General features: G+C 61.7%; 23 protein-coding genes and 1 pseudogene. 8 read left to right on the top strand and 16 right to left on the bottom strand.

From position 1 onward, the window contains the following. Position 1 precedes the first annotated feature (1 nt). The 12 genes and pseudogenes from PSH84_RS12415 to PSH84_RS12360 all read right to left on the bottom strand — a co-directional run bounded on the left by PSH84_RS12415 (position 2) and on the right by PSH84_RS12360 (position 14,060). A pseudogene (locus PSH84_RS12415) lies at positions 2 to 1,075 on the bottom strand (flagellar basal body P-ring protein FlgI). 42 nt (positions 1,076 to 1,117) lie between these two features. Beyond that, positions 1,118 to 1,813: a flagellar basal body L-ring protein FlgH gene (gene flgH, locus PSH84_RS12410; protein WP_122569023.1), complete on the bottom strand. Its 696-nt coding sequence runs from the start codon at positions 1,811 to 1,813 to the stop codon at positions 1,118 to 1,120. Positions 1,814 to 1,885: 72 nt separating this feature from the next. Further along, positions 1,886 to 2,671, bottom strand: a complete 786-nt coding sequence (gene flgG, locus PSH84_RS12405; RefSeq protein WP_305483016.1) for a flagellar basal-body rod protein FlgG — start codon at positions 2,669 to 2,671, stop codon at positions 1,886 to 1,888. A gap of 49 nt (positions 2,672 to 2,720) precedes the next feature. Then, positions 2,721 to 3,458: a flagellar basal body rod protein FlgF gene (locus tag PSH84_RS12400; RefSeq protein ID WP_122569024.1), complete on the bottom strand. Its 738-nt coding sequence runs from the start codon at positions 3,456 to 3,458 to the stop codon at positions 2,721 to 2,723. A 174-nt stretch (positions 3,459 to 3,632) separates the two neighbouring features. Continuing rightward, positions 3,633 to 4,784, bottom strand: coding sequence for a dTDP-4-amino-4,6-dideoxygalactose transaminase (rffA, locus tag PSH84_RS12395; RefSeq protein WP_122569025.1), 1,152 nt, complete (start codon positions 4,782 to 4,784; stop codon positions 3,633 to 3,635). A 51-nt stretch (positions 4,785 to 4,835) separates the two neighbouring features. Next, on the bottom strand, positions 4,836 to 5,513 hold the full coding sequence (locus tag PSH84_RS12390) for a metallophosphoesterase family protein (RefSeq protein WP_122569026.1): 678 nt from the start codon (positions 5,511 to 5,513) through the stop codon (positions 4,836 to 4,838). Next, positions 5,494 to 6,471 carry an ATP-grasp domain-containing protein gene (locus tag PSH84_RS12385; protein WP_122569027.1) on the bottom strand — a complete coding sequence of 326 codons (978 nt, stop codon included), beginning with the start codon at positions 6,469 to 6,471 and terminating at the stop codon, positions 5,494 to 5,496. The genes PSH84_RS12390 and PSH84_RS12385 overlap by 20 nt, the downstream gene beginning before the upstream one ends. Further along, positions 6,468 to 7,316, bottom strand: a complete 849-nt coding sequence (locus tag PSH84_RS12380) for an NAD-dependent epimerase/dehydratase family protein (RefSeq protein ID WP_122569028.1) — start codon at positions 7,314 to 7,316, stop codon at positions 6,468 to 6,470. Before PSH84_RS12380 ends, PSH84_RS12385 begins: the two co-directional genes overlap by 4 nt. Then, positions 7,313 to 8,041 (bottom strand): class I SAM-dependent methyltransferase, encoded by a 729-nt coding sequence (locus PSH84_RS12375; protein WP_122569029.1) that lies wholly within the window; start codon positions 8,039 to 8,041, stop codon positions 7,313 to 7,315. Before PSH84_RS12375 ends, PSH84_RS12380 begins: the two co-directional genes overlap by 4 nt. A gap of 44 nt (positions 8,042 to 8,085) precedes the next feature. Then, a complete protein-coding gene (locus tag PSH84_RS12370) occupies positions 8,086 to 11,622 on the bottom strand; it encodes a glycosyltransferase (protein ID WP_305483015.1) in 3,537 nt (1,178 codons plus the stop codon). 52 nt (positions 11,623 to 11,674) lie between these two features. After that, positions 11,675 to 12,376, bottom strand: a complete 702-nt coding sequence (locus PSH84_RS12365) for a WbqC family protein (protein ID WP_122569031.1) — start codon at positions 12,374 to 12,376, stop codon at positions 11,675 to 11,677. A gap of 130 nt (positions 12,377 to 12,506) precedes the next feature. Beyond that, positions 12,507 to 14,060 (bottom strand): sigma-54-dependent transcriptional regulator, encoded by a 1,554-nt coding sequence (locus PSH84_RS12360; protein WP_305483014.1) that lies wholly within the window; start codon positions 14,058 to 14,060, stop codon positions 12,507 to 12,509. Positions 14,061 to 14,370: 310 nt separating this feature from the next. Here PSH84_RS12360 and phhA point away from each other — a divergent pair, with 310 nt between their 5' ends. The 3 genes from phhA (at position 14,371) to PSH84_RS12345 (ending at position 16,805) form a co-directional block, all read left to right on the top strand. Next, positions 14,371 to 15,156, top strand: a complete 786-nt coding sequence (gene phhA, locus PSH84_RS12355) for a phenylalanine 4-monooxygenase (protein ID WP_122569033.1) — start codon at positions 14,371 to 14,373, stop codon at positions 15,154 to 15,156. Between the two features lie 99 nt (positions 15,157 to 15,255). Further along, entirely contained in the window at positions 15,256 to 15,612 is a 357-nt protein-coding gene (locus PSH84_RS12350) for a 4a-hydroxytetrahydrobiopterin dehydratase (protein ID WP_003184087.1), read from the top strand. Further along, positions 15,612 to 16,805, top strand: coding sequence for an amino acid aminotransferase (locus tag PSH84_RS12345; protein ID WP_305483013.1), 1,194 nt, complete (start codon positions 15,612 to 15,614; stop codon positions 16,803 to 16,805). Before PSH84_RS12350 ends, PSH84_RS12345 begins: the two co-directional genes overlap by 1 nt. A gap of 194 nt (positions 16,806 to 16,999) precedes the next feature. On the opposite strand, the gene PSH84_RS12340 is transcribed toward PSH84_RS12345, so the two are convergent. Continuing rightward, positions 17,000 to 17,563, bottom strand: a complete 564-nt coding sequence (locus PSH84_RS12340) for an NAD(P)H nitroreductase (protein WP_122569035.1) — start codon at positions 17,561 to 17,563, stop codon at positions 17,000 to 17,002. Between the two features lie 161 nt (positions 17,564 to 17,724). Here PSH84_RS12340 and PSH84_RS12335 point away from each other — a divergent pair, with 161 nt between their 5' ends. Then, a complete protein-coding gene (locus PSH84_RS12335) occupies positions 17,725 to 19,179 on the top strand; it encodes a TrkH family potassium uptake protein (RefSeq protein ID WP_122569036.1) in 1,455 nt (484 codons plus the stop codon). A gap of 4 nt (positions 19,180 to 19,183) precedes the next feature. Here the strand turns inward: PSH84_RS12335 and PSH84_RS12330 are convergent, their stop codons facing one another. Beyond that, entirely contained in the window at positions 19,184 to 20,197 is a 1,014-nt protein-coding gene (locus PSH84_RS12330) for an AraC family transcriptional regulator (RefSeq protein WP_305483012.1), read from the bottom strand. Between the two features lie 160 nt (positions 20,198 to 20,357). On the opposite strand from PSH84_RS12330, the gene PSH84_RS12325 reads away from it, so the two are divergent. Beyond that, complete coding sequence (locus PSH84_RS12325; protein ID WP_122569038.1) at positions 20,358 to 20,669, top strand: Mpo1-like protein; 312 nt, start codon at positions 20,358 to 20,360, stop codon at positions 20,667 to 20,669. A gap of 12 nt (positions 20,670 to 20,681) precedes the next feature. Then, positions 20,682 to 21,272: an HD domain-containing protein gene (locus tag PSH84_RS12320; RefSeq protein WP_305470222.1), complete on the top strand. Its 591-nt coding sequence runs from the start codon at positions 20,682 to 20,684 to the stop codon at positions 21,270 to 21,272. A gap of 124 nt (positions 21,273 to 21,396) precedes the next feature. Here the strand turns inward: PSH84_RS12320 and PSH84_RS12315 are convergent, their stop codons facing one another. Further along, positions 21,397 to 22,215, bottom strand: a complete 819-nt coding sequence (locus PSH84_RS12315; RefSeq protein ID WP_122569040.1) for a UDP-2,3-diacylglucosamine diphosphatase — start codon at positions 22,213 to 22,215, stop codon at positions 21,397 to 21,399. A 135-nt stretch (positions 22,216 to 22,350) separates the two neighbouring features. Here PSH84_RS12315 and PSH84_RS12310 point away from each other — a divergent pair, with 135 nt between their 5' ends. Together PSH84_RS12310 and PSH84_RS12305 are read left to right on the top strand one after the other, a co-directional pair. Next, positions 22,351 to 23,100 (top strand): helix-turn-helix transcriptional regulator, encoded by a 750-nt coding sequence (locus PSH84_RS12310; protein WP_122569041.1) that lies wholly within the window; start codon positions 22,351 to 22,353, stop codon positions 23,098 to 23,100. A 356-nt stretch (positions 23,101 to 23,456) separates the two neighbouring features. Continuing rightward, on the top strand, positions 23,457 to 24,347 hold the full coding sequence (locus PSH84_RS12305; protein ID WP_122569042.1) for a DMT family transporter: 891 nt from the start codon (positions 23,457 to 23,459) through the stop codon (positions 24,345 to 24,347). Here PSH84_RS12305 and PSH84_RS12300 read toward each other — a convergent pair. Then, the gene (locus PSH84_RS12300; protein WP_060738678.1) at positions 24,341 to 24,628 is read right to left on the bottom strand and encodes an Rdx family protein; all 288 of its coding nucleotides are present in this window, start codon (positions 24,626 to 24,628) and stop codon (positions 24,341 to 24,343) included. The two genes, PSH84_RS12305 and PSH84_RS12300, sit on opposite strands and share 7 nt — an antisense overlap. Positions 24,629 to 24,654 lie beyond the last annotated feature (26 nt).

The raw sequence follows: 24,654 nt of genomic DNA, 5'->3' as shown, positions 1-24,654 counted from the left end.
CTCAAATCACGATCAGGTCGGCTTGCAACGCGCCGGCCTGCTTCAAGGCTTCGAGAATGGCCATCAAGTCGCCCGGCGCCGCGCCGACCTGGTTCACCGCCCGGACGATTTCATCCAGAGTCGTGCCCGGGCCGAACTTGACATCGGCTTGGCTTCCTGTTCGGCATTGACTCGCGAACGCGGGACCACGGCGGTCTGACCGTTGGACAATGGCCCCGGCTGACTTACGATCGGGTCTTCGGTGATGGTCACGGTCAGGCTGCCGTGGGTCACCGCGGCCGGGGAAACCTTGACGTTCTGGCCGATCACGATGGTGCCGGTGCGCGAATTGATGATGACTTTCGCCACCGCCTGGCCCGGATCGACTTCGAGGTTTTCCAGGATCGACAGGTAGTCGACCCGCTGGCTCGGATCCAGGGGTGCGGTGACGCGGATCGAGCCACCGTCGATGGCCTGGGCCACGCCTGGGCCGAGCATGTCGTTGATCTTGTCGACGATGCGCTTGGCTGTGGTGAAGTCGGAACGGTTGAGGTTCAGCGTCAGGCTGTTGCCTTGATTGAAACCACTCGGCACCGCACGTTCCACCGACGCACCACCCGGGATGCGACCGGCCGACGGAACGTTGACGGTGATCTTCGAACCATCGCGCCCCTCGGCATCGAAACCGCCCACCACCAGGTTGCCCTGGGCGATGGCATAGACGTTGCCGTCGATACCCTTGAGCGGTGTCAGCAGCAAGGTGCCGCCGCGCAGGCTCTTGGAGTTACCGATGGACGAGACAGTGATATCCACCTGCTGGCCAGGCTTGGCGAACGCCGGCAGGTCGGCACTGATCGACACTGCTGCGACGTTCTTCAACTGCACGTTGCCGGAACCGGCCGGCACCTTGATGCCGAACTGCGACAACATGTTGTTGAAGGTCTGCAGGGTGAACGGGGTCTGGGGTGGTCTGGTCACCGGTGCCGTTGAGGCCCACGACCAGGCCGTAGCCGATCAACTGGTTGGAGCGCACGCCGGAAATGCTGGCGATGTCCTTCAGGCGCTCGGCCTGAGCGGCAAAGGCTGCGGACATCATCAGGGCACCGATCAACAGCTGCTTAAGATTCAACTGGGCCACCTAGAAAGGGAACTTCGGGCTGAGGAAGAAACGGTCGAACCAGCCTGGCTGACTCGCATCGGCAAAGGCACCGGTGCCCGAATAGGTGATGCGCGCATCGGCCACACGGGTGGACGAAACGGTGTTGTCGGTGGCGATGTCGTCAGCGCGAACCATGCCGGCGATGCGCACCAGTTCGTCACCGGTGTTGAGGGTCAGCCACTTCTCGCCGCGCACGACGATGATGCCGTTGGGCAGCACATCGGCGACGGTCACGGTAATCGAACCGGTCAGGCTGTTGCTCTGGCCGGACTTGCTGTCGCCCTTGGTGGCCCGGTCGGAGCCATAGCCGGCGTTGAGGCTCAGGTCACCGCCACCGATCGGGTTGTTGGTGGTCAGGCTGGAGCCGAACAACGACGTCAGGCCGACGCTGGTCTGGCTGGTCTTGTCCATTTGCGAATTGGCGTTCTTGCTGGCCTGGGTCCGCTCGTTCAGGGTGATGGTGATGATGTCACCGACCCGGAAAGCCTTGCGGTCGCTGTACAGGTTCTGCTCGAAGCCGGCCTGGTAGATCGAGCCATTGTTGGCGGCAGCCGGCAACGGCGTGCGCGGCAACACCGGAGCGTAATACGGGTCATTGGGCCTGGGTGTCGGGGCGACACAGCCCGCGAGTGCGGTGATCCCACTCAGTGCCAGAACAGATACGAAGCGTTTCATGACCCTACCTCTTGGTGTTGCAGGCGACCCTGGGGCCGCCCTGTCTACGTGATGACGGACGTTGCGACGTGATTACAGATTCTGCGTAACGAACGAGAGCATCTGGTCGGCGGTGGAGATCACCTTGGAGTTCATCTCGTAGGCGCGCTGGGTGGTGATCATGTTGACCATCTCCTCAACGGTGCTCACGTTGGAGGTTTCCAGGGTGTTCTGCAGCGTGGTGCCGAAACCGTTCAGGCCCGGGGTGCCGACTTGCGGCGCGCCACTGGCGGCGGTTTCCAGGAACAGGTTGTTGCCCACCGCTTGCAGGCCGGCCGGGTTGATGAAGTCGGCGGTCTGCAGGTTGCCGATCACCTGTGCGGCCGGGTTGCCCGCAATGGTGATGGACACGGTGCCGTCGCGGCCCACGGTAAAGGTCTGGGCATCGTTCGGAATGATGATCGCCGGCTCCAGGGCGAAACCGCTGGCGTTGACGATCTGGCCGTTGGAGTCGAGGTGGAATGTACCGTCGCGAGTGTAGGACGTGGTGCCGTCCGGCTGCAGGATCTGGAAGAAACCGCGCCCGTCGATGGCCATGTCCAGCGGCTGCTCGGTGGTCTGCAGGCTGCCGGCGTTGAAGTTTTTCTGGGTGCCGACAATGCGTACACCGGTACCCACTTGCAGGCCCGACGGCAGTTCGCTGTCCTGGGTCGACTGGGCGCCAGGTTGGCGTTTTACCTGATACAGCAGGTCCTGGAACTCGGCGCGATCACGTTTGAAACCCGTGGTCGAAACGTTCGCCAAGTTGTTGGAAATGGTCGTCAGGTTGGTGTCCTGGGCGGACAGACCTGTTTTGGCAACCCATAGAGCCGGAAGCATTCGATTCTCCTCGTACGCCTGTTTTTCGGCGCAGCGCTGTAATTAATAGTTAGATCTGCAAGACCCGAGCCATGGCTTCATCGCCTTCTTTGGCGGTGTTCATCATCTTGACGTGGAGCTCGAACTGCTTGGCCAGGGCCAGCACCGAAGTCATTTCATCCACGGCGTTGACGTTGCTCGCCTCCTGGAAACCCGATACCAACTGCACGTTGGCATCGATGGGCGCCGGCTGGCCGTCCTTGGTACGGATCGTGCCGTCCAGGGTCTTGGTCATGTTCTTGAGGTCCGGGTTGACCAGCTTGATGCGGTCCACTTCAGCCATCACCCGCGGGCCTTCACCCATGGCGCGAATGCTGATGGTGCCGTCCTGGCCGATTTCGATTTTCTGCTCCGGCGGCACAGCGATCGGACCGCCGTTGCCCATCACCGGCATGCCGTTGCCGGCCCGCAGCACGCCCAGGGCGTCAACATTGAGACTGCCGGTGCGCACGTAGCTTTCACCGCCGTCAGGATTCTGCACGGCCATCCAGCCCGGCCCGCTCACCGCCACGTCGAGGTCGCGACCGGTTTGAACCAGCGCACCCGGGGTGAAGTCCGTGGCAGGCCGTTCGGACAAGGCAAACGCCCGCGCCGGAAAGCTGTCGCCGAACACCGGCATCGAGCGCGCCTGCTCCAGGTCTTTCTGAAAGCCATTGGTGGAAATGTTCGCCAGGTTGTTGGCATGGGCCCGCTGCGCCAGTGCGTTCTGGCTGGCGCCGGTCATTGCCACATAAAGGTACTTGTCCACTGTCGTTCCTCTGCATGCCGGACGTTTGCCGCCCACTGCTGTGTTGCACAGCCTTAAGCAATTTGCAGACCAACTTTTTTCTGGCGGGCCCAGACCCTTGAAACAAAGGGCTCTGGGAATTAGGAGGGCAGTGCCGAGTTGTATCGAAGACGAAAAACCGGCGGTGTCATGCCGCTAAGTGGCAAGGGCTGCCAAAGCACTGCCGAGCACATCGACCACGCGGTCTTGTTGATCCTTGGATAGACCGAGCCACATCGGCAAACGCAGCAGCCGCTCGGAATAACCGTCGGTAATTTCCATTGAGCCATGAACACGCCCATAGCGCGCGCCGCCGGGGGATGAATGCAGCGGCACGTAATGGAACACCGCATAGATCGCGTGGCTCTTGAGCGTCTCGAGGACAACCTGGCGCTCCACGCCAGGGGCGAGGAGTACGTAATACATGTGCGCATTGTGCTGGCAATGTTCAGGAACGATCGGACGACGCAGCAACCCTTGCTGCTCAAGCCCCGCCAAAGCGGCATGGTAGTGGTCCCAGACCGCCAGGCGGCGGCTGGTGATGGCTTGCGCCTCTTCCAACTGGGCCCAAAGGAAGGCTGCCGTCATTTCTCCGGGCAGAAAGGAGGATCCCACCTCTTGCCAAGTGTATTTGTCCACCTCGCCCCTGAAGAATCGACTGCGATCGGTGCCTTTTTCCCGAATGATCTCGGCGCGCAGTGCCATGGCAGGCTCATTGGCCAGCAACGCCCCGCCCTCCCCCGAGATCACGTTCTTGGTTTCGTGAAAACTGAATGCGCCAAGGTCGCCAATACTGCCCAAGGCTCGGCCCTTGTAGGTTGACATCACCCCTTGCGCGGCGTCCTCGACCACCGCCAGCCCATGCTTGCGCGCAATAGCCAGGATAGTGTCCATTTCGCAGGCCACGCCGGCGTAATGGACGGGCACGATCGCCTTGGTCCGTGACGTGATCGCCGCCTCGATCAGGCGCTCGTCCAGGTTCAGGGTATCAGGACGTACATCGACGAAAACCGGCACCGCGCCGCGCAACACAAAGGCGTTGGCCGTGGAAACGAAGGTATAGGAAGGCAGGATGATTTCGTCGCCAGGCTGGATGTCCAGCAGCAGAGCGGCCATTTCCAGCGCAGCGGTACAGGAGTGAGTGAGCAATGCCTTGTTGCACCCCGTGTGGGACTCCAGCCAGCGGTGGCACTGCTTGGTGAACGGGCCATCACCGGCGAGCATGTTGCCGAACTTGGCCTGGGCAATGTAATCCAGTTCCTTGCCAGTCATATACGGGCGATTGAAGAGTATCGTTTCTTTGCTCATTGCAAACTTCCCAGGGGAGGCATGGTCATGGGTGGCGCACAGCACAAAACTTCAAACCGCACTGATCCGCCCGCCTATCTGACTGCCGATATCAAGATTTTCATAAAAGTACGGGGTAAACCCGGCGTTCTTCATGGCCTGTTGGGTTTCACCAATCGCGTATGCAACCCGGTGCAGATTGAAGGTTTCACCGTCCCAGGTCGCAAAGCCTGCCCGGGGATCGCCATCACGTGGCTGGCCGACGGAACCGGGGTTGCAATAGACCTTGTCCTCCCCGCTCCACAAGTACTGGACGTGGGTATGGCCTGAGGCGAAATAGCGGCCAGGCAACGGCGCGAAATACGCTTGCGAGGGTCGTACGTATTCGTCCAGCGGATCGTTCCAGCCGCCATGGACGATGCTTAATTCATGCAGGGTCGAGCGCTCCGGGAGCGATCCCAGCCAGGCCAGATTCTGCGAAGTGATGACGCCCTGTTGATAATCCAGGCAGGCATTGGCGCTATTGGAACGAGGGCAGCGCTCATTCTTCGCCAGGTACCAATCATGATTGCCCATCACGGAGAAAATGTTTCGTTCGCGCAGGGCCTCGCAACACTCATTGACCTGGCTGTAATAACCCGCCGTGTCACCCAGGCAGATAATCCGCGAGACACCCAGCTCATCCAGCTTGGCAAGCACTGTCCGCAAGGCGCTGTAATTGCCATGTACGTCAGAAATGATCCCGATCATAGACAATGAAATCCTCTATATAACGAACGGCGAAACCACTGCGGATGATCGGCTGGCCCGATGTCTTGCCATCGAGGTAAAAATCCAGGCACATGGCCGCCTCGTTGTAGCCGAATGCGCGTCGTATCGAACTGGTCGAAGATATTCGCGGATTGATCTCCAGCAGGCTCCAGGAGGCATCGCTGCCACGACGGAATTGCAAGTTGGTCGGGCCCACCGGTTTGAAGGCGCGGCACAACCTGGCGACTGTTTTATCCAGCGAATCGTCCTGATATACCCAGGCCTTGGCGGTTGACCCGTCCGACGCCAACTTGCGCTGGAAGCTGATGATCGGACCGGTGTCTCCCCGGCCATCGCCAAACGCCGCCACGGTGAATTCGTCGGCCGCGCTGCCAATGATGGGTTGCGCCATGAGGTAGTCACCGAGCAGGGCCGCGTGAGGCGTGAAGTCGCGCTCCTCGCGAACCCAGACCAGCCCTTTGGAGGCGTAGCTTCGGCGCGGCTTGAGCAGGAACGGCAGGCCCAAGGCCGCCTTGAGCGCGTGAAAATCCCCCGACAGCAGGCTGGGAATACGGCTGGCATCTCCCAGCGCCACCAGCGCCTGGTCCATGGCCCACTTGTCTTTGGAAAGATCAATCAAGCGCTGGTTGTTGAGCACAACCTGACAATCGAACGTCGCCAACAACGCTCGGTTATCCGATAGCCAATGGACATCCTGTTCGATCCCGGGAATCAGCAGGTCGACCTCGTGCCTGGCCAGCGTATCGCCCAGCCACTGGGCGTACCCCGCGTCAGCGGTCAAAGGAGCCTGCACGAATACATCGCACCAGCCGCGACCGACGGCGTCGTCGTAGATATCGGTGCCGACCAGCCGAACAGAAGGGTCCGCCGCACGCAGCGACTTGAGCAGGCCGTAACCCATGATGGCGCCGACGCCTGTCACCATGACAGTCTTCATGACAGGCTCTCCCGGTGCGCTCTCATCCGCTCAAAACCCTGGCGAACATCGATTCGCGGGACGAAACCTATTTGCTCGTACAAATCATGCCCACAGTCAAAGGGAGGCAAATCTGGAATATCGTTCTTTTCCGGCAGGAAGCGGACGTCCGACGGCTTGCCAAACGCCTCGAACGCGGCCCGGGCAATCTCGGAAAGACGGGGGCTGTCAGGGTGGCCGCAGTTGTACAAGCCCGTAACCCCCTGCTCTGCCAGCCGCGCGCAGACCTCGGCAAGGTCACTCAAATGCAAGTAGTTGCGCCTGGCGTCGTTGCTGCCATACAGCTCGACGGTGCGCCCCACCTGCGCCTTGTCGGCAATGGCATACAGCAACGGTTGGTGAGGCCGGCACTGCTCGCCGTCATCGTAGACCTGACTGATGCGCAGGACCGTCAACGCCATGCCGCGCTCCTGGCAATACAGGCTCGCCACTTCCTCGCCATGGCGCTTGGACAGCGAGTAGATGCCAAAGTAAGGATCCGTCGCCTGGTGACTGGCCCAACGCGACGACAGCAGAATGAAATGACGCGCCCCGCAATGTTCGGCCAGGCGGCAGGCCGCCAATGTACCGACACTGTTGACCCGTTCGGCGCGAATCAGATCATCTGGCTGGCCGCCGCCAAAATCGGCCGCTGCCAACACGACCACGTCGAAGCGCTCGTCGCAGGCGCCGGGCAGCTGGCTATTCAAGTCAAAGGCAATATCAGCGTCCCGGCGCCCCGCCAATTTGACTTGGCCATAGCGCGACAACTCCCGGGCGACGGCCTTGCCAATGACTGAAGTACTTCCTATGACCAGGCTTTTCATGACGAGGTGACTGTCGCTTCCAGCATCATTGCACAACACAGCTCTGGATAATCGACGCCTACGGTGCACATGGCTTGAATGATGTCCGGACTCAAGTTCAAGTCTTTCAATTGCCCGGTGGTGAAGGGTTTGAGGAACACGCCTTCCTTGCGCACTACCTGGAGGCCCGCGGCTTCAATTTCAGCGGTCAGGGTCTGTAGCGAGTAGCTGCGCATATGGCCCAACTCCAGATCGCCACTGCCCAGCGCCGTCATGTCGCCAAGCAGTCCGGCCGCATGACCGAACCGCCGATGCAGGGATTCGCCATTGGGAACCAGCACGAAGCAACGACCGCCCGGAGCAAGGAAGCGCTTGAACCTTTGCAGTACGGTCTGTGGATCATCGACATGTTCAAGGATAAAACCCATCACGATGAGATCGAAACGCTTGTCGGTGTCGAATGTCTCGAAATAACTTTCGACGATCTCGGCCGTATTGTCCGGGTATTGGGACTTGAACTGGGCGATCACCGATGCGGAGCCGTCGATGACTGTGTGCTCGCTGAAGAACTGCGAGAAGCGGTGGGTGCTGAAGCCATGGCCAACACCAAGCTCCAGCAGGCTCTGCTCCTTGGTGCACAGCGCCATGATGCGTTGGGGATACCAATTGAGAATGATGTTGTTGTCAAACGCGTAGCCAAAGCTGTCGCTGTAGGCTGCGATGAAGGTATCGAGATCGTTGCTCATGTCACAGGTTCTCCGCTGAGCGACCAAGGTCATATTAGTAGGGATCAATCGGCCAACCAGGCTCGTCGCCAGGCGTCCAGGCGCTCGCCTTCGAGCAGCCATTGCGCCCGCACCGTCGACTGCAAGGCGTCCCCCAGCGTCGCGGAAGCCTCACGGTCTTCCAGGTGCAAGCGAATCGCCCGGATCCAGTCTTGCGCCTCGTTACTGACCCGGGACAAAGGCAATACCTCGCCGCCGACAAAACCCGGCACCCGGCTGCAAATGACCGGATGGCCGCATGCGGCATGCTGCAGGACACGCAGGTCACCCGAGCAGGCATTGCCCAGGGTTTCAGCCATGGGTACCAGTGCAAGATCCAGATTCAAGGCTGCCATGGCGCCCGCCAACTGCTGCTGCGCCACCGTTGGATGGAGCTCCTTCAGGAAAGGCTGCAGTGACGCGGGGCAGTCGCCCAGCACCACCCAGTCCACTTCGCCAGCGAACGCGGGCAGCACGTCCGCCAGCAGTTGAGTATCCTTGCCGCCCAACCAACCCAGGCGCGGCTTGGGCCCCATGCCTCGCTTGCTTTGTACACGCCCCCAGGCGGCCGGCAGCAGGGTTTCCAGCACGCGGATGTCGTCATGCTGGCCCTGCAACAGTTCGGCCAGCGCTGGCGTGGGGACCAGCACCCGATCGGCTTGCAGCATGCCGAACCGCAGCCGTTCCAACAGTTCATCGGCAGCGTAATCGCCCTTCAATTCCATCTGCGGCAAGTAGCCGTCCAGTTCGTAGACGGTGAAGGCCTTGGAAAACGCCCTCAGGCGGCTCAGGGCGAGCAGCCCGGCGTCATCCAGGGGGCGCTGCAACACGACGGTCGTCGGCGCCAGGCGCTCGATCTCCACCGGCGACAGCAGGCTCGAAACCGCCGCGCCTTCGATTTGCCCCGCGTCAAGCAACGTGCTGAACGGTTGGACCAGTCGCGAATAAGCACCCGCCCGCTGCTCGGTGACAAAAACCAGCACCCTTGGCACGCTGCCTTGCAGGGGATACCAGCACAGGTCCTTGTTTTCCCGGACAAAACCTTCGCCGGCGCGCAGCGAAAGGTTGGCATTGTAGGCCGGGTCGCGGGCCAACTGCGGCAACCAGCGCGCGAACAAGGCATCCTCCTGCTCGCTACTTGCACGGGCATCTGCCGCCGGGTTGACCAACAGCCGCGCGTGAGGCGTCCAGACGTTCAGGTAACCGGCCTGCTGCAGCTTCAGGCACAGGTCGAGATCGGTCCAGGGCGCCAGCAGCGGATCGGTGTCGAAACCATCGGCCTCGAGAAACAGGTCCCGCCGCAGCATCAGGCATTCACCGCCCACTGCGGAGCAGTTCTGCTCAAGCCCAAGCCGCCCCATGTAACCTGCGGCCTGGGATGGCAGGCCCTCAAACGCCCGACCGACAACGCCGCCCTGTCCCAACACCAGGCCCGCTTGTCGTATGCGGCCTTGGCTATCCTGCAATTTGCCTCCCACGGCGCCCACTTCCGGACGCTGAGCGTGATTGAGCAACGCTTGCAGCCACCCAGGCTCAAGCACAACGCTTTGCGCATCGAGCCAGAGCAGATACTCGCCGCGCGCCTCTTGAGCCGCCGCATTGCACATGGCCGCACGCGACTGCCCGGGCATGAACCGCAGCACCTGGAACCGGCCTTCGCCCATTTCCTCGACCAGCCCCAGCCACTCCAGCAATGCAGGCTCGTCGTTGCCCGGCTCAACCAGCAAGACCTCGAAGTCCACCGCGCGGGTCTGCGTCAGCAGGCTTTCCAGGCAACGCTGGAAATTCGCCAACTGTCCTTCCAGGTAAATCAGAATACTGACCGAGGCCTGCCGCTCGTGGCCGTAGTCGATACGATAGCGGCCCGGCTCCAACGCAATCGCTCGCGCCTGAGCGTAACCACGCGCTTGCAGATGCGCATCGATGACCGCACGCTCGTCCGCGCACTCCGACTGCCGCACCTCATTGGCGATCAACAGGGGTTCGTTGACATGACCGACGCTCGCCGCGCCCTGCTCGCTGATCAAGCGCAGTTGGTAGGCCAATTCAAAAGCCTCACCGCAGGCATTATCAAAACCGCTCAAGCGCACCAGCGCCTCACGACGGTACAGCCAGTGACGGGAATGGCTGGCCGGAAACGCCAACAACAAATCCAGGTTCAGATCGGGTCGCAACGAGAGGTCGATCACACCGCCCGTACGCTGCGCCTCGTCGGCGTACACCGCCAGGCACCCGTCAGGCGCATCAAGCAGATTCAGAGCCGTCACCAGCAACCCTGCGGCGATGAACTCCTCCTCCGCCTCCACCAGCATGAACCAATCGCTCTGGACGCCCTCGAGCAAGCCATTGATCGCGGTTGCCGGTTGCTTGGGATCGCACGCCAGCCAATGAACGTTGGCACGCCCCGGGTCAGTGGCCCCCATCACACACACATGGATGCGCTGGTATAACTGTCGATCCAGGCTGTCCAGGGTATGAGCCAGCGCCAACTGATTGCCGTCATCGCGGACCAGGACAGTGAAACTGGGTGCAGCCGAGCTCGCCAACTGCTCGTTGATCTGACGCAATTGCTGCGCCGTCGGGTAACGTTGGCGTAACCAGTCGAGCGCCCCCAGACGATTTCCAACCGCCTCTCGAGCGGCAGACGCCTGGGTTTTTGCAATGAACACGTCCAGCTGCTGCCAGAAAGACGCGGTGCGTTCGACGTAACGATGCAAGGCATCACCGAGGCTTGCCCGCGCCTGTTCCAACGGGTTGGGCTGATCGAGCATGGCAAAGCCGACGCTGCCGAAGAAACTATTGTCGAGCAGTGGCTGGTCGACGCCATGCCCCGGAATGAAGATCACCGGGCAGCCACACAGCACTGCCATGACGCAGGTCATTGACCACTCGTAGCTGTACATCACTTCCGCACTGCGCAGCAGCTCGGCCAGCTCAGGCAAGGACAAGGGATTGGCCATGCTCAGCAGGCGGACATCCGCTGGCAGTAGCGCATAGTCGATCTGGTCCAACGGGTGGCGGTTCTGGTAGAGATAGCTCCCTTTACGCACAGCTGCGGCGCCCACCGTCGAGAACATTTCGATATCGATCGCCGGCAGGCACAACAGGTCACCGTCAAGGTCACCACGATGCTCGGCGAGCCGGGCGGCGTAATAGAAAAACAGGTCGGTGGGCGCGGCGTTCATGCCATTTCCCGTGAGGAACCCCTCGAAATTCAGGAGAAAACGCGCCACGACCGAACAGTTGAGCGGATTGCCTGGGAACACCTCGGGATAAACCGCGATCGGCACCTTGCCCGCCGCCGCATGGCGCTGTTTGATTGCGGAATCGATCACGGGTGTCTTGAGGTCTGGATTGACCACTTCGGTACCGCAGATGTAGGCCTCACGACCACTGAGATTGAGCATGTGGCAGAGGTAGTGCAGCGAGACGACGCCCGACGACGACTCACGGTAGGCCGGCGCCAGGAAGTAGTACGGATGCTCGGGTTTGGCATACATCAGCCGCAGACGCGCCAGCGCCTGTTCAAGCGAATGAGCGTCCAGCTGCGCAAGGTTCGACATCGGGTGCAATCTCCAGAATCAAATCAAAAAGGGTGTCACTGGCAAGGCCCGCTCAGGCAGCCCTTTTCTCCAGAAAAGCCGATGCATCCGCGCCGGTGTTGAACAACAGGTCGATGACGCTGACCGCGTGCTGGAACTCGCCATACACCTGCGGGTACTCGGGATAACCGGCATAGCTCATGTACGACACGGCGATCCCGTTGGCGGCGAACGCCGCTTCGTCGAGATAGTGACTGGCGGCGGGTCCAGAGAGGTATTCGTTGGCCCCGAGAGCCTGGCAGAGATGGATCAGGCGTTCGTTCTTGCCCTCTACGCCACCCAGGTCCTCGGAACGGTGAAGCGGTGTATGGATGCCCAGCAGGGGGCACAAGCCGGCGATGAACAGGTGGTTGATGCGAGTCAGGTGGGTGAGGTCGGCTGCCTGCTCGTAGAGCGCGCGAATCGGCGCCTCCATCTGGGCGAAGCACGGTGCGCGCCGGTAGCTCTGCTCAATCGTCTTCCAGTGCGCGGCGGCCCAATCCGCACTGGTGATCTGGACTTCATTGATCAACTGTCCGAGACGGCCCTTCTTCTTGACCGGAATACTGAGCCAATGCTCACCCTGGGCAGTCTTGATCTTGTTGCGGTTGCGCCAGTCACTCCGGGTGTACTGGACATCGTCGTACAGGATGAACGCATCGACGCTGCGGATCAGATCGAAATACCCCTTCCAAGGGATGTAGTTCGACTGCACCACAGCTATTTTTTTTTGCATCCTGAGCCTCACGTACGCAGCCGAAACCGGGCCTCAGCCCTGTCAAAAAATCGCCACCTACTCTGAATAAGCGGGGGACAGCCACGATCTAGCAAATCCCATACCAGGGAAAAAACGCCCCCGCCAAGGCTCAGTCCTTGCCCACCTCATATTCACGCAACTTGTTGGCGATGGTCGTATGGGAAACCCCCAGCCGCTTGCCCAGTTGCCGGCTGCTGGGATGATCGGCGTACAGGCGCTCCAGCACGGCTTTCTCGAAGCGTCCGACGATCTCGTCCAACCCGCCCTCGAGGGAAAAATCGCCAAGGGGTTGGCGCACACCGTAGTCCGGCAAACGAATATGCTCGGCCTTCACCGTGCCGCCATCGCACAGGGAAACGGCCTGGAACAGCACGTTTTCCAACTGCCGGACATTGCCTGGCCAGTGGTAGTGACTCAGACGCTCCATCGCCGCCTGGGCCAGCTTGGGCAGCGCACAGCCGATCTGGCGGCTGGCCTGGTCGAGGAAGTGCTCCACCAGCGGCGCCAGGCCATCGAGGCATTCGCGCAGGGGTGGGATGTGCAACGAAAGCACGTTCAAGCGATGGTACAAATCCTGACGGAATTCGCCCCGGGCGCAGAGTTCGGACAAATCGACCTGGGTGGCGCAGATCACCCGGACATCCAGGTACACCTCTTCATCGCTGCCAACGCGCCGGAAGCAACCGTCCTGCAGGAAGCGCAGCAATTTCACTTGCAGGCGCGGGCTCATTTCTCCTACCCCGTCGAGGAACAGCGTGCCGCCGGCGGTCAACTCCAGCAGGCCGAGCTTGCCTTCGGCCCGTGCGCCTTCAAAGGCACCGGGGCCGTAGCCGAACAATTCGGTCTCGGCCATGGACTCCGGCAGCCCGGCACAGTTGAGGGCCATCAACGGCGATTGCCCGCGCGGACTGGCCAGGTGACAGGCACGCGCCAGCAGTTCCTTGCCGGTGCCGGTTTCGCCTTCTATCAATAGCGGCGCGTCCAGCGGTGCTATGCGCCGGGCCTCACGCACCACCGCCGCCATCACCTTCGAGCTCTGGAAAATACTGTCGAAGCCGCGCAGCTCCTGCTTGCGCACGTTGTAGATCCGCTCGCCGACCCGGTCGGCCCGGTGCAGGGTCAGCACCGCACCGGCCATGGCTTCGCTGTCGTCGTGTTCCGATTGCAGTGGCGCGATGTCGGCCAGGAACACATCGCCCTTGACCTTGACCCGCAGGCCGTTGATGCGCGACTGGTTGGCGCGCACCAGTTCCGGCAAGTCGAAATCCTCGGCGTAGCGGGACAGGGGAATCCCCGGCACCTCATCGACACGCACCCCGAGCAACTGCGCCGCCGCCCGGTTGGCCGCGACGATGGAGCCACCCATGTCGATGGACAGCACTGGGAACTCCAGGGCGCCGAGCAAGGCGTTGAGTTCCATGTGCCGACGCTCGCTGGGCATCAGGCCTACGCGCTTGACGCCAAATACCCCGGCGATGCCTTCGAATTTCGGACGCAACGCCTGGAACTGGATGTTGATCAGGTTCGGGCAGTGCAAGTAGATCGCATTGCCATGCTCACCACCGACCTCCCCCCGGGCGACGTTGATGCCGTACTCCACCAACAGGTTGAGGATGTCTCGCAGGATACCGATGCGGTTCTGGCAATGGACTTTGATGCGCATGAAAAGGCCCGGGTGCGTATTGATATAGAAAGGCGCGCCATCAAGCTCCCTCACCACAAGGTTTTCTGCATGGCAGCGCAAATAAACGTCAAGATTATGTGACAGCTGTAGGCCATTTCCCAGTCAAAAATCCCGACAACATCGACGCACCGCTCAATACGTAACGAAAACTTTACGAAATTGCCTCGTTATCGCCATACGAACTCTCGTCTGCCGGCTGCACACATCCCTGCTTCGCGTTATCTCTAATGCATCGCTGGACATAAAAACAAACAGCCTTCCCCCTGAGGGAAATCAGCAGGAGAACAGCATGAAGCAGACGCAGTACGTGGCCCGCGAGCCCGATGCGCAAGGTTTTATCCACTACACCGCCGAAGAACACGCAGTGTGGAACACGCTGATCACCCGCCAGCTGAAAGTCATCGAAGGCCGTGCGTGCCAGGAATACCTGGACGGCATCGACAAGCTGGGCTTGCCCCACGACCGCATCCCGCAACTGGACGAAATCAACAAGGTGCTAGGCGCGACCACCGGCTGGCAAGTCGCCCGGGTACCGGCGCTGATCCCCTTCCAGACCTTCTTCGAATTGCTCGCCAGCAAGCAGTTTCCGGTGGCGACCTTTATTCGTACGCGGGAAGAGCTGGATTACCTGCAAGAGCCGGACATTTTCCACGAGATCTTCGGCCACTGTCCGCTGCTGACCAACCCCTGGTTTGCGGAATTTACCCACACCTACGGCAAGCTCGGCCTACAGGCGTCCAAGGAAGAACGGGTTTACCTGGCGCGCCTGTATTGGATGACCATCGAGTTCGGCCTGGTGCAGACCCCGCAGGGCCGGCGCATCTACGGCGGCGGCATCCTGTCTTCGCCCAAGGAAACTGTGTACTGCCTGTCGGACGAGCCGGAGCATCAAGCGTTCGATCCGTTGGAAGCCATGCGCACGCCGTATCGCATCGACATCCTGCAACCGGTGTATTTCGTGCTGCCCGAGCTCAAGCGGCTGTTCGACCTGGCCCACGAAGACATCATGGGCATGGTCAAGCGCGGTCGGGAGCTGGGCTTGCATGCCCCGAAATTCCCACCAAAAGCAGCGTGAACCGCATCTTTTAAGCCCAATTGAGTCTGTTGCACAACGCGGCTTTGCTTTAGCGTGGGTGCATCGACGTTTTCCAAATATTCGATCCAGGAACACACCATGAACACTCTGAACCAAGCCCATTGCGAAGCCTGCCGCGCCGATGCCCCGCAAGTCAGCGACGAAGAACTGCCGGTGCTGATCAAGCAGATCCCCGACTGGAACATCGAAGTGCGCGACGGCGTGATGCAACTGGAGAAAGTTTTCCTGTTCAAGAATTTCAAGCACGCCCTGGCGTTCACCAATGCCGTCGGCGAGATCTCCGAGGCCGAAGGCCACCACCCAGGCCTGCTCACCGAATGGGGCAAAGTCACCGTGACCTGGTGGAGCCACTCCATCAAGGGCCTGCACCGCAATGACTTCATCATGGCCGCCCGCACCGATGACGTGGCCAAGACCGCCGAGGGCCGCAAGTAATGCATTTCGATGCCATCGGCCGGGTACCCGGCGACCCGATCCTCGGCCTGATGGAGGCCTACGGGGCGGACAGCAACCCGAGCAAGTTCGACCTGGGCGTGGGGGTCTACAAGGACGCCCAGGGCCTGACGCCGATTCTTCAGTCAGTGAAGCAGGCCGAGCAGCGGCTGGTGGATCGCCAGACCACCAAGACCTACATCGGCGGCCATGGCGACGCCGCGTTCGGCCAGTTGATCAATGCGCTGGTGCTGGGGGCCGACTCGCCGTTGATCAGCGAAAAACGCGCCGGCGCCACCCAGACACCGGGCGGCACCGGCGCCCTGCGCCTGAGCGCCGACTTCATCGCCCAGTGCCTGCCGGGCCGTGGCGTATGGCTGAGCAACCCGACCTGGCCGATCCACGAAACCATCTTCGCCGCGGCCGGGGTCAAGGTCAGTCACTACCCGTATGTGGGCGCCGATAACCGCCTGGATTTCGAGGCGATGCTGGCGACCCTGAGCCAGGCACCCAAAGGCGATGTGGTGCTACTGCACGCCTGCTGCCACAACCCCACCGGGTTCGACCTGTCCCATGAGCAATGGCGTCAGGTGCTGGAGGTGGTGCGCAGCCGCGACCTGCTACCGCTGATCGACTTTGCCTACCAAGGCTTCGGCGATGGCTTGGAGCAGGACGCCTGGGCGGTCCGGCTGTTTGCCCAGGCCCTGCCGGAAGTGCTGGTCACCAGTTCCTGTTCGAAGAATTTCGGTCTGTACCGCGACCGTACCGGTGCGCTGATCGTCTGCGCCCGGGATGGCGAGAAGCTGCTGGATATCCGCAGCCAACTGGCCAATATCGCCCGCAACCTGTGGTCGACGCCGCCGGACCATGGCGCGGCCGTGGTGGCGACCATCCTCGGCAACCCGGAACTCAAAAGCCTGTGGGCCGATGAAGTCCAGACCATGCGCCTGCGTATCGCGCAATTGCGCAGCGGCTTGCTGGAAGCCCTCGAACTCCATGGTTTGCGCGAGCGCTTCGCCCATATCGGCGTGCAACGTGGGATGTTTTCCTACACTGGCCTGACGCCGGAACAGGTCAAGCATCTGCGCGAGCGCCACAGCGTCTACATGGTCGGCACCGGCCGGGCCAATGTAGCCGGCATCGACGCCACGCGTTTGGATCTGCTGGCCGAGGCGATTGCGGACGCGTGTAAATAACACCACCGTCGGCTGTAGATTTTGTGGCGAGGGAGCTTGCTCCCGCTCGGCTGCGCAGCAGTCGTAAAAAGGCTTGGCGCGGCATGCCTGGAAGATTGCATTGCTTCTTGGGGCGGCTTCGCCGCCCAGCGGGAGCAAGCTCCCTCGCCACGGTGGATCAAACCAGCCTCAAGTCATCCGCCGCCGTTGAGCAATTATTGGCCAGTCCACTCGCGGACAAACTGCCCGACATCTTCCTGCGGTGCCGTACGCGCTTCTTTCTGCGGCGTGCCCAGATAGAGGAATCCGATCACCTCTTCCCCATCTTCAAGACCCAGTCCCCTGGCCACATGCGGCGAATACGCCAGCTCACCGGTACGCCACACCCCACCGACACCTTGGGCGTACGCAGCCAACAAGATGCCATGGGCCGCGCAGCCGGCCGCCAGCAGTTGCTCGGATTTCGGGATTTTGAAATGGTCCTGCAGGCGGGCGATCACCACCACGACCAGGGGCGCGCGCAAAGGGCCGTTGAGGGCTTTTTCCACGACGGCTTCGGGTACCAGCGGGTCATTGAACTTCGCCGCTTCGGCCAGCAGTTCGCCCATGCGATGCCGCGCCTGCCCCTCGATCGTCAGAAAGCGCCATGGCCGCAACTGGCCGTGATCCGGCGCGCGCATGGCCGCGGCGAACATGAGTTCGCGCTGTTCCGGCGTGGGGGCCGGCTCCACCAGGCGCGGGACGGAAACACGGTTGAGCAAAGCGTCGAGAGCCTGCATCGGCCACCTCCTGAAAAAATGTTTGGCTATTCTAGTTGCTGTGCGGCGAGTCCGTTAGCGCAAATTCCGCGGCCAGGCGCCCAGGCCCCGCCGGCTGCTGGTTTACATGCCGCTTGTCGCAGGTAGAATGGCGCCCTTCCCTTTCAGCCTGAGCGGACTTCATGGCGTTGCCGACCCTGCGGATCATTGGTTTCATCATCGGCATCTTCCTGATCACCCTGGCGATCTTCATGGTTGTGCCCATGATCACGCTGATGGTCTTCGAGCGCACCCGCGACCTGCCGTCGTTCCTCTGGTCGAGCATGATCACCTTCGTCGCCGGCCTGGCACTGGTGCTTCCCGGGCGCCCGGAACACATCCACCTGCGACCGCGGGACATGTACCTGCTGACCGTCAGCAGCTGGCTGGTGGTGTGCATCTTCGCTGCGCTGCCGTTCCTGCTGACCCAGCACATCAGCTATACGGACTCGTTCTTCGAAAGCATGTCGGGCATCACCGCCACCGGCGCTACCGTGCTGAGCGGCCTGGACACCATGTCTCCGGGCATCCTGATGTGGCGCTCGTTGCTGCACTGGCTCGGCGGTATCGGCTTCATCGGCATGGCGGTAGCGATCCTGCCCTTGCTGCGCATTGGTGGCATGCGGCTGTTCCAGACCGAGTCGTCGGACCGCTCGGAAAAAGTCATGCCCCGGTCCCACATGGTGGCGCGGCTGATCGTGGCGTCCTACGTGGGCATCACCATTTTCGGCACCCTGGCGCTCTGGTGGGCCGGGATGAGCCTGTTCGATGCTATCAACCATTCGATGTCGGCGATCTCCACCGGCGGTTTCTCCACCTCGGACCTGTCCTTGGCCAAATGGACCCAACCGGCGGTGCACTGGGTCGCCATCGTCATCATGATCCTCGGCAGCCTGCCGTTTGCCCTGTATGTCTCGACGCTGCGAGGCAATCGCCGGGCGCTGATCAAGGACCAGCAGGTCCAGGGGCTTATCGGCGTGCTGCTGGTGACCTGGCTGGTGCTCGGCACCTGGTATTGGGCCACCACCGACCTGCATTGGCTGGACGCGCTGCGGCACGTGGCGCTGAACGTGACGTCCATCGTCACCACCACCGGCTTCGCCCTGGGGGACTACAGCCTGTGGGGCAATTTCTCGCTGATGCTGTTCTTCTACCTGGGGTTCGTTGGCGGTTGTTCGGGGTCGACGGCCGGCGGGATCAAGATTTTCCGCTTCCAGGTCGCCTACATCCTGCTTCGGGCCAACCTTAATCAACTGATCCACCCCCGCGCGGTGATCAAGCAGAAATACAACGGTCATCGCCTCGACGAAGAGATCGTCCGTTCGATCCTCACGTTCTCGTTCTTCTTTGCCATCACCATTTGCGTGATCGCCCTGCTGCTGTCACTGCTGGGGGTGGAATGGATGACGGCCCTGACCGGCGCGGCCAGTACCGTGTCGGGCGTCGGCCCGGGGCTGGGGGAAACCATCGGACCGGCCGGCAACTTCGCACCGTTGCCGGACGCGGCCAAATGGATTCTGTCGGCGGGCATGCTGCTGGGCCGATTGGAGATCATCACGGTGTTCGTGCTGTGTATCCCGGCGTTCTGGCGCCACTGACCGGTTACGGCTGGCTAGCCAATCGCGCCCGGTATTCGCCGGGTGTGGTGTCGAACCAGCGGCGAAACGCCCGGAAAAAATTGCTCGGGTCGGCGAACCCCAGCAGATAGGCGATCTCCAGCAACGTCATGCCCGACTGCGCCAGGTACTGCTCGGCCAGTTCGCGACGGGTGTCTTCGAGCAGGCTCTGGAAACTGGTGCCTTCTTCCTGCAAGCGCCGTTGCAAGGTGCGCTGCGACAGGTGCAGCGTCTGCGCCACCACGTCTCGCTTGGGTTCGCCCTGGGGCAGCAGCCGACACAATACTTGTCGCGCCTTGTGGGTCACGCGGCTTTCCGAAAAACGCGCGAGGTACTCCCCGGCAAACCGGTCGTGAAGCTGGGCCATGGCTTCGTTGGCCGTCGGCAGCGGCGCCTCCATGTCGGCCCGTTCAAAGATCAGCGCGTCATAAGGCGCACCGAACACCAGCGGCGCGGGGAAGGCTCGCTGATAAGGCGCCGGGTCCGAGGGCTCCGCGCCTTGGAACAACACCTTCACCGGGCGCAGGGTGCGCCCGGTCAACCAACTGCACAGGGCCAGCGCGCACGCCAGGGACGCTTCGGCGCTTTGACGGGTCGGCGGCAGGTGGTCGCCATGCACCGTCAGGATCAACCCGTAGCCCTCTTCCAACTGGCGAAAACTCAAGTCGGCGCTTTCGGCAATGATCCGCTGGTAACGCACCAGCCGTTGGAAACCCTCCACCAGGGTGCGACTGGACATCAAGGCGTAACCCGCCACGTGGAACGAGGCTGGGCGCACCACCTTACCCATGTTCAAGCCAATGGCCGGGTTACCCGACAATTCCACCGCCCGTTGCCAGAGCCGCGTCATCGAATCCTGGGGGAAACGCGCATCCGGATCGTCCAGTGCATCAAAGTCCAGCCCCAGTTGCTTGAACAGCACCCGACAATCCAGGCCGTCCATTTCCAACGCCTTGACAATCCCCATAGCCCAGCTTGAAGAAGTGGTTCGTTCGCTCATGACGTTTTACTTGCATGACGAGCCGCAGGGTACGGCTGGATTTGCGAAGGATACTAAAGTGGCGCTGATTGTCACTGGCTGTTGCACATCATGGCTCTAGACTCAAAGTAAGCCGCTGGATGCATCGGTCGCCAGAACAATAACCACAGAGTCAGCCGTCGTGGAAAACGCTAAACGATTCAATACCTTCGCCGAGTTTTACCCGTATTACCTCAGCGAACACAGCAACAGCACCTGCCGACGACTGCATTTCATCGGCACCTCCCTGGTCATCCTGGTGTTCGTCCTCGCCCTCGTCGTGGGTAGCGGGTGGCTGTGGCTCGCCCTGCCCGTCGCCGGCTACGGCTTCGCCTGGGTCGGGCACTTCTTCTTCGAAAAGAACCGTCCCGCCACTTTCCAGCATCCGCTCTACAGCCTGCTCGGCGATTTCGTCATGTACCGCGACATGCTGCGGGGCAAGGTCGCGTTCTGATAAGGACTACCCATGAGCAACCATGCGCGCTTTACCCACATGCAGGAAGGGACTCAACAAGACTGGGCGATCATCGCGGCCGACTTCAGCGCCTACGCACGGCAATTGCCGGGGCGGATCCTGGCCCACTTGAAACTGCTGGACGGCGATTTCGGCGGGTTCCCGGTGGATCGCCTGACCCATTCCCTGCAAACCGCCACCCGCGCCTACCGGGACGGGCGGGACGAGGAATACGTGGTCTGCGCCCTGCTCCACGACATCGGCGACACCCTCGGTTCGTATAACCACCCGGACATCGCCGCGGCGATCCTCAAGCCCTTCGTCAGCGCCGAGAACCTGTGGATGGTGGAGAAGCACGGGATTTTCCAGGGTTATTACTTCTTCCATCACCTGGGCATGGACCGGTACCTGCGCGAGCAGTTTTTCGAACATCCGCAGTACCAGGCGACGGTCGACTTTTGTGCGAAATATGACGCAGCGGCGTTCGATCCCGAGTACGACACACTGCCGTTGAGTTTCTTCGAGCCGATGCTGGAAAGGGTGTTTGCCGCGCCGAAGCAGTCGATCTACAAGGCGGCGATGACGGAGCAGCCTTCTGGCTGACAGATTTCTGGGGGCCGCTGCGCGGTCCATCGCGGGCAAGCCTTGCTCCCACAGGTGTTGCCTGCTCTCATAGACAGTGAGTACATGTGGGAGCAAGGCTTGCCCGCGATGGCGTCATGAAGGCCTACACCGGCTCGGTCACTTTCAACTCAGCTTTGACCAACGCCTCCCGCGCCTGGGCCTCAGCCAACCGATACAACTCGATCGACCCATCCCAATGCTCGATCAGCGCGGTGCAGGATTCGACCCAATCGCCACAATTGAGGTATTCCACCTCACCCACCATACGCATCTCGGCATGGTGGATGTGCCCGCAGACCACGCCATGCAGCTCGCGCTTCACACACTCGTGGGCGATGGCTTCTTCAAAATCGCTGATGAAGCTGACAGCGGTCTTGACCTTGTGCTTGAGGTACGCCGACAGCGACCAGTAGCCGTAGCCATAACGGGCCCGCCAATGATTGAGCCAGCGGTTCAGCGTGAGGGTGAACTCGTAGGCCGAATCACCGAGGAACGCCAACCAACGGTGGTAACGGGTGATGACGTCGAACTGGTCGCCATGGATCACCAACAGGTGCCGGCCATCGGCAGTGACGTGCACCGCTTCGTCCACCAACTGGATATTGCCCAGGATCAACTTCGAATAGCGCCGCAGGAATTCGTCATGGTTCCCGGTGACGTAGATCACTTCGGTGCCGCGCTTGCTCATGGTCAGCAAGCGGCGAATGACGTTGGTGTGGGCCTGGGGCCAATACATGCCACCGCGCAGTTTCCAACCATCGATGATGTCACCCACCAGGTAGATCTTGTCGGCGTGGTAGCCCTTGAGAAACTGCGACAAGTGCTCGGCCTGGCAATCCCGGGTGCCCAGGTGCACATCGGAAATCCACAGGGTGCGAACACGCTGCTTGCGGCTGGGTTTGGCGAGCTCGGCGCTGGTCATTGGGCAACCCTCTGATCGTTTTCGCCACTGTGCACGCCAGCGGTTAATGGCCCATGACAAACACAAGTCTATTCCATGACAGCGCGAGGCGGTGTGCCCTCGGTGTATGCTGGCGGCCTGACCCGGGAGACCGCGATGCGACCGATCCTCACGCTACGCCACTACAGCCACGATTTGATTGTCCACAGCCACGACCACGCGCAACTGGTGTTCGGGTTGTCCGGCGCGCTGGACTTCGAGGTCGAAGGGCGTGGCAGCCAGGTGGTGCAACAGAGTTTCGTGGTGGTACCCGCCGGAGCCCATCATGCCTGTGGCAGTCCCCAGGGCAGTCGCTGCCTGGTGTTGGATGTGCCCAGTGACGATTGGGTCGGGCAATGCCTGGGGGATCATGCCGACGCCAGTCGCCGCTTGCTCGACGACAGCGCTCGCCTGCCCTTGGACGCGGGGCAAAGCCAGTTGGTCAGTTGGCTGGCGGGCAGCCCGGTGGACGACCCGGTGATTGCCCAGCAAGGCGCGGTGCTGCTGCTGGCGAGTCTCAATGGCGTTCGCCAGCACACCCTCGGTGGCCGGCGCCTGCCCTACGCCGCGCTCAACGCCCACATCGACCAGAACGCCGCCTACCCGCTGCAAGTGGCGGACCTGGCGCGGGTCGCCGGCCTTTCCAGCGCACGCCTGCATGCGCGCTTCATCGCCGAGTGCGGACAAACCCCAATGGAGTACATCCGCAGCCGCCGCTTGCATCAGGCCGTGGCGTTGTTGCGCGAGTCGGACCTGCCCATCGGCGAGATCGCCCACCGGGTCGGCTACAGCTCTCAGAGTGCTTTCGCCGCGGCGGTGCTGCGAGAGTTCGGTGCCTCGCCGGGTAAGCTGCGGCGCCAACGCTAGATGCGCGTTAAAAATCGCTAGGATCGCGACAGACCCTGCCGCCCCACCCGCGCTTAAATACTGCAATCTGTGAGGGGGAACAGTCCTGTGGGAGCGAACCTGCTCGCGAAGGCGGTGGTTCAGTTACATGGATGTTGGGTTTGCTGGCCTCATCGCGAGCAAGCTCGCTCCCACAGGGGAACTGGGTGCACATGAATTTTGTGCCTGCTGAAAATCCAGTGTGGGAGCGAGCTTGCTCGCGATTGCTATCTGTCAGTCAATTTCTGCATTGCCTGAACCACCGCTATCGCGAGCAAGCTCGCTCCCTCAGAAGACGCTCACCGTCCCGCTATGGCTTATCGGTTGAAAGGATTGAAATGACACCTCGTACCGCCCTCGGCGCCCTGCACATTGGCGCACTCATGTTTGGCCTGACCGGTGTCTTCGGCAAACTCGCCGCGGCTTCGCCAGCGGTCATCGTGTTCGGTCGCGCCGTCTTCGCCGTGCTGGCCCTGGCGATGTTCGCCCGGTTCGCCAGCAGCAGCCGCTGGCAGAAACTGCGGGCACAGGATGGCCGGCGATTGCTGCTCGGGGGCCTGTTGCTGGCCGCGCACTGGGTGAGCTTCTTCATCGCCGTGAAGGTGGCCGGCGTGGCAATCGCCACGTTGGGGTTCGCCAGTTTCCCAGCCTTCACGGTATTGCTCGAGGGGCTGATCTTCCGCGAGCGGATTCGCGCCAATGAAATCTGGCTGGTGGTGTTGGTGAGCGTCGGCCTGGTGTTGGTCACGCCGAACTTCGACCTGGCCAGCGGTGCCACCACCGGCCTGCTGTGGGCCATGGCTTCGGGGCTGCTGTTTTCCCTGTTGTCATTGACCAACCGTGCCGGCGCCGCGCATGTGCCGCCGGTGCAGGCCGCGCTGTGCCAGAACGTGGTGGTCGGGTTGTGCCTACTACCGATGGCCGCGCCACAACTGAGCGACGTTCGCCCCATCGACTGGTTGTGGATCGGCCTGCTCGGCGTGTTCTGCACCGGCCTGGCCCACAGCCTGTTCGTCGCCAGCCTGGCGGTTGTCAAGGCCCGCACGGCGGCGGTGATCTTCGCCATGGAACCGGTCTACGGCATCGCCATGGCCTGGTGGCTGTTCGACGAACGCCCGACACTGCGCATGCTGCTGGGCGGCGTGGTGATCATCGCGGCCATCGTGATCTCAAGCCAACTGGGCAGCTCGAAGAAACCGGGGGTGGGAGCCCAGGCCGCGTCTCATTGAACCCGATCGTTGTGGCCCAGGTCCCGCTCCGGGTCGATCCGGTCGCGGACCCGCTGCTTGAGGACCTTGGCCTCGGGAAAACCGCCATCGGCCTTGCGCTCCCAGATTTGCGCACCGTCGCAACTGATGTGGAACACACCGCCGGTACCCGGCACCAGGGACACCTTGCCCAGGTCGTCGCCGAAGGTGCTGAGCAGTTCCTGGGCCAGCCAGGCGGCGCGCAGCAGCCATTGGCACTGGGTGCAATACGTGATGACGACTTCCGGCTTGTGTTCGGTCATTGCGGGTGAACTCCTGGATTCGAAGG

Origin of the sequence: Pseudomonas beijingensis (genome assembly GCF_030687295.1) — a bacterium.
Lineage (GTDB): Bacteria > Pseudomonadota > Gammaproteobacteria > Pseudomonadales > Pseudomonadaceae > Aquipseudomonas > Aquipseudomonas beijingensis.
The sequence above is the reverse complement of the archived record's forward strand: the minus strand, read 5'-3'. Positions and strand labels throughout refer to the sequence as shown.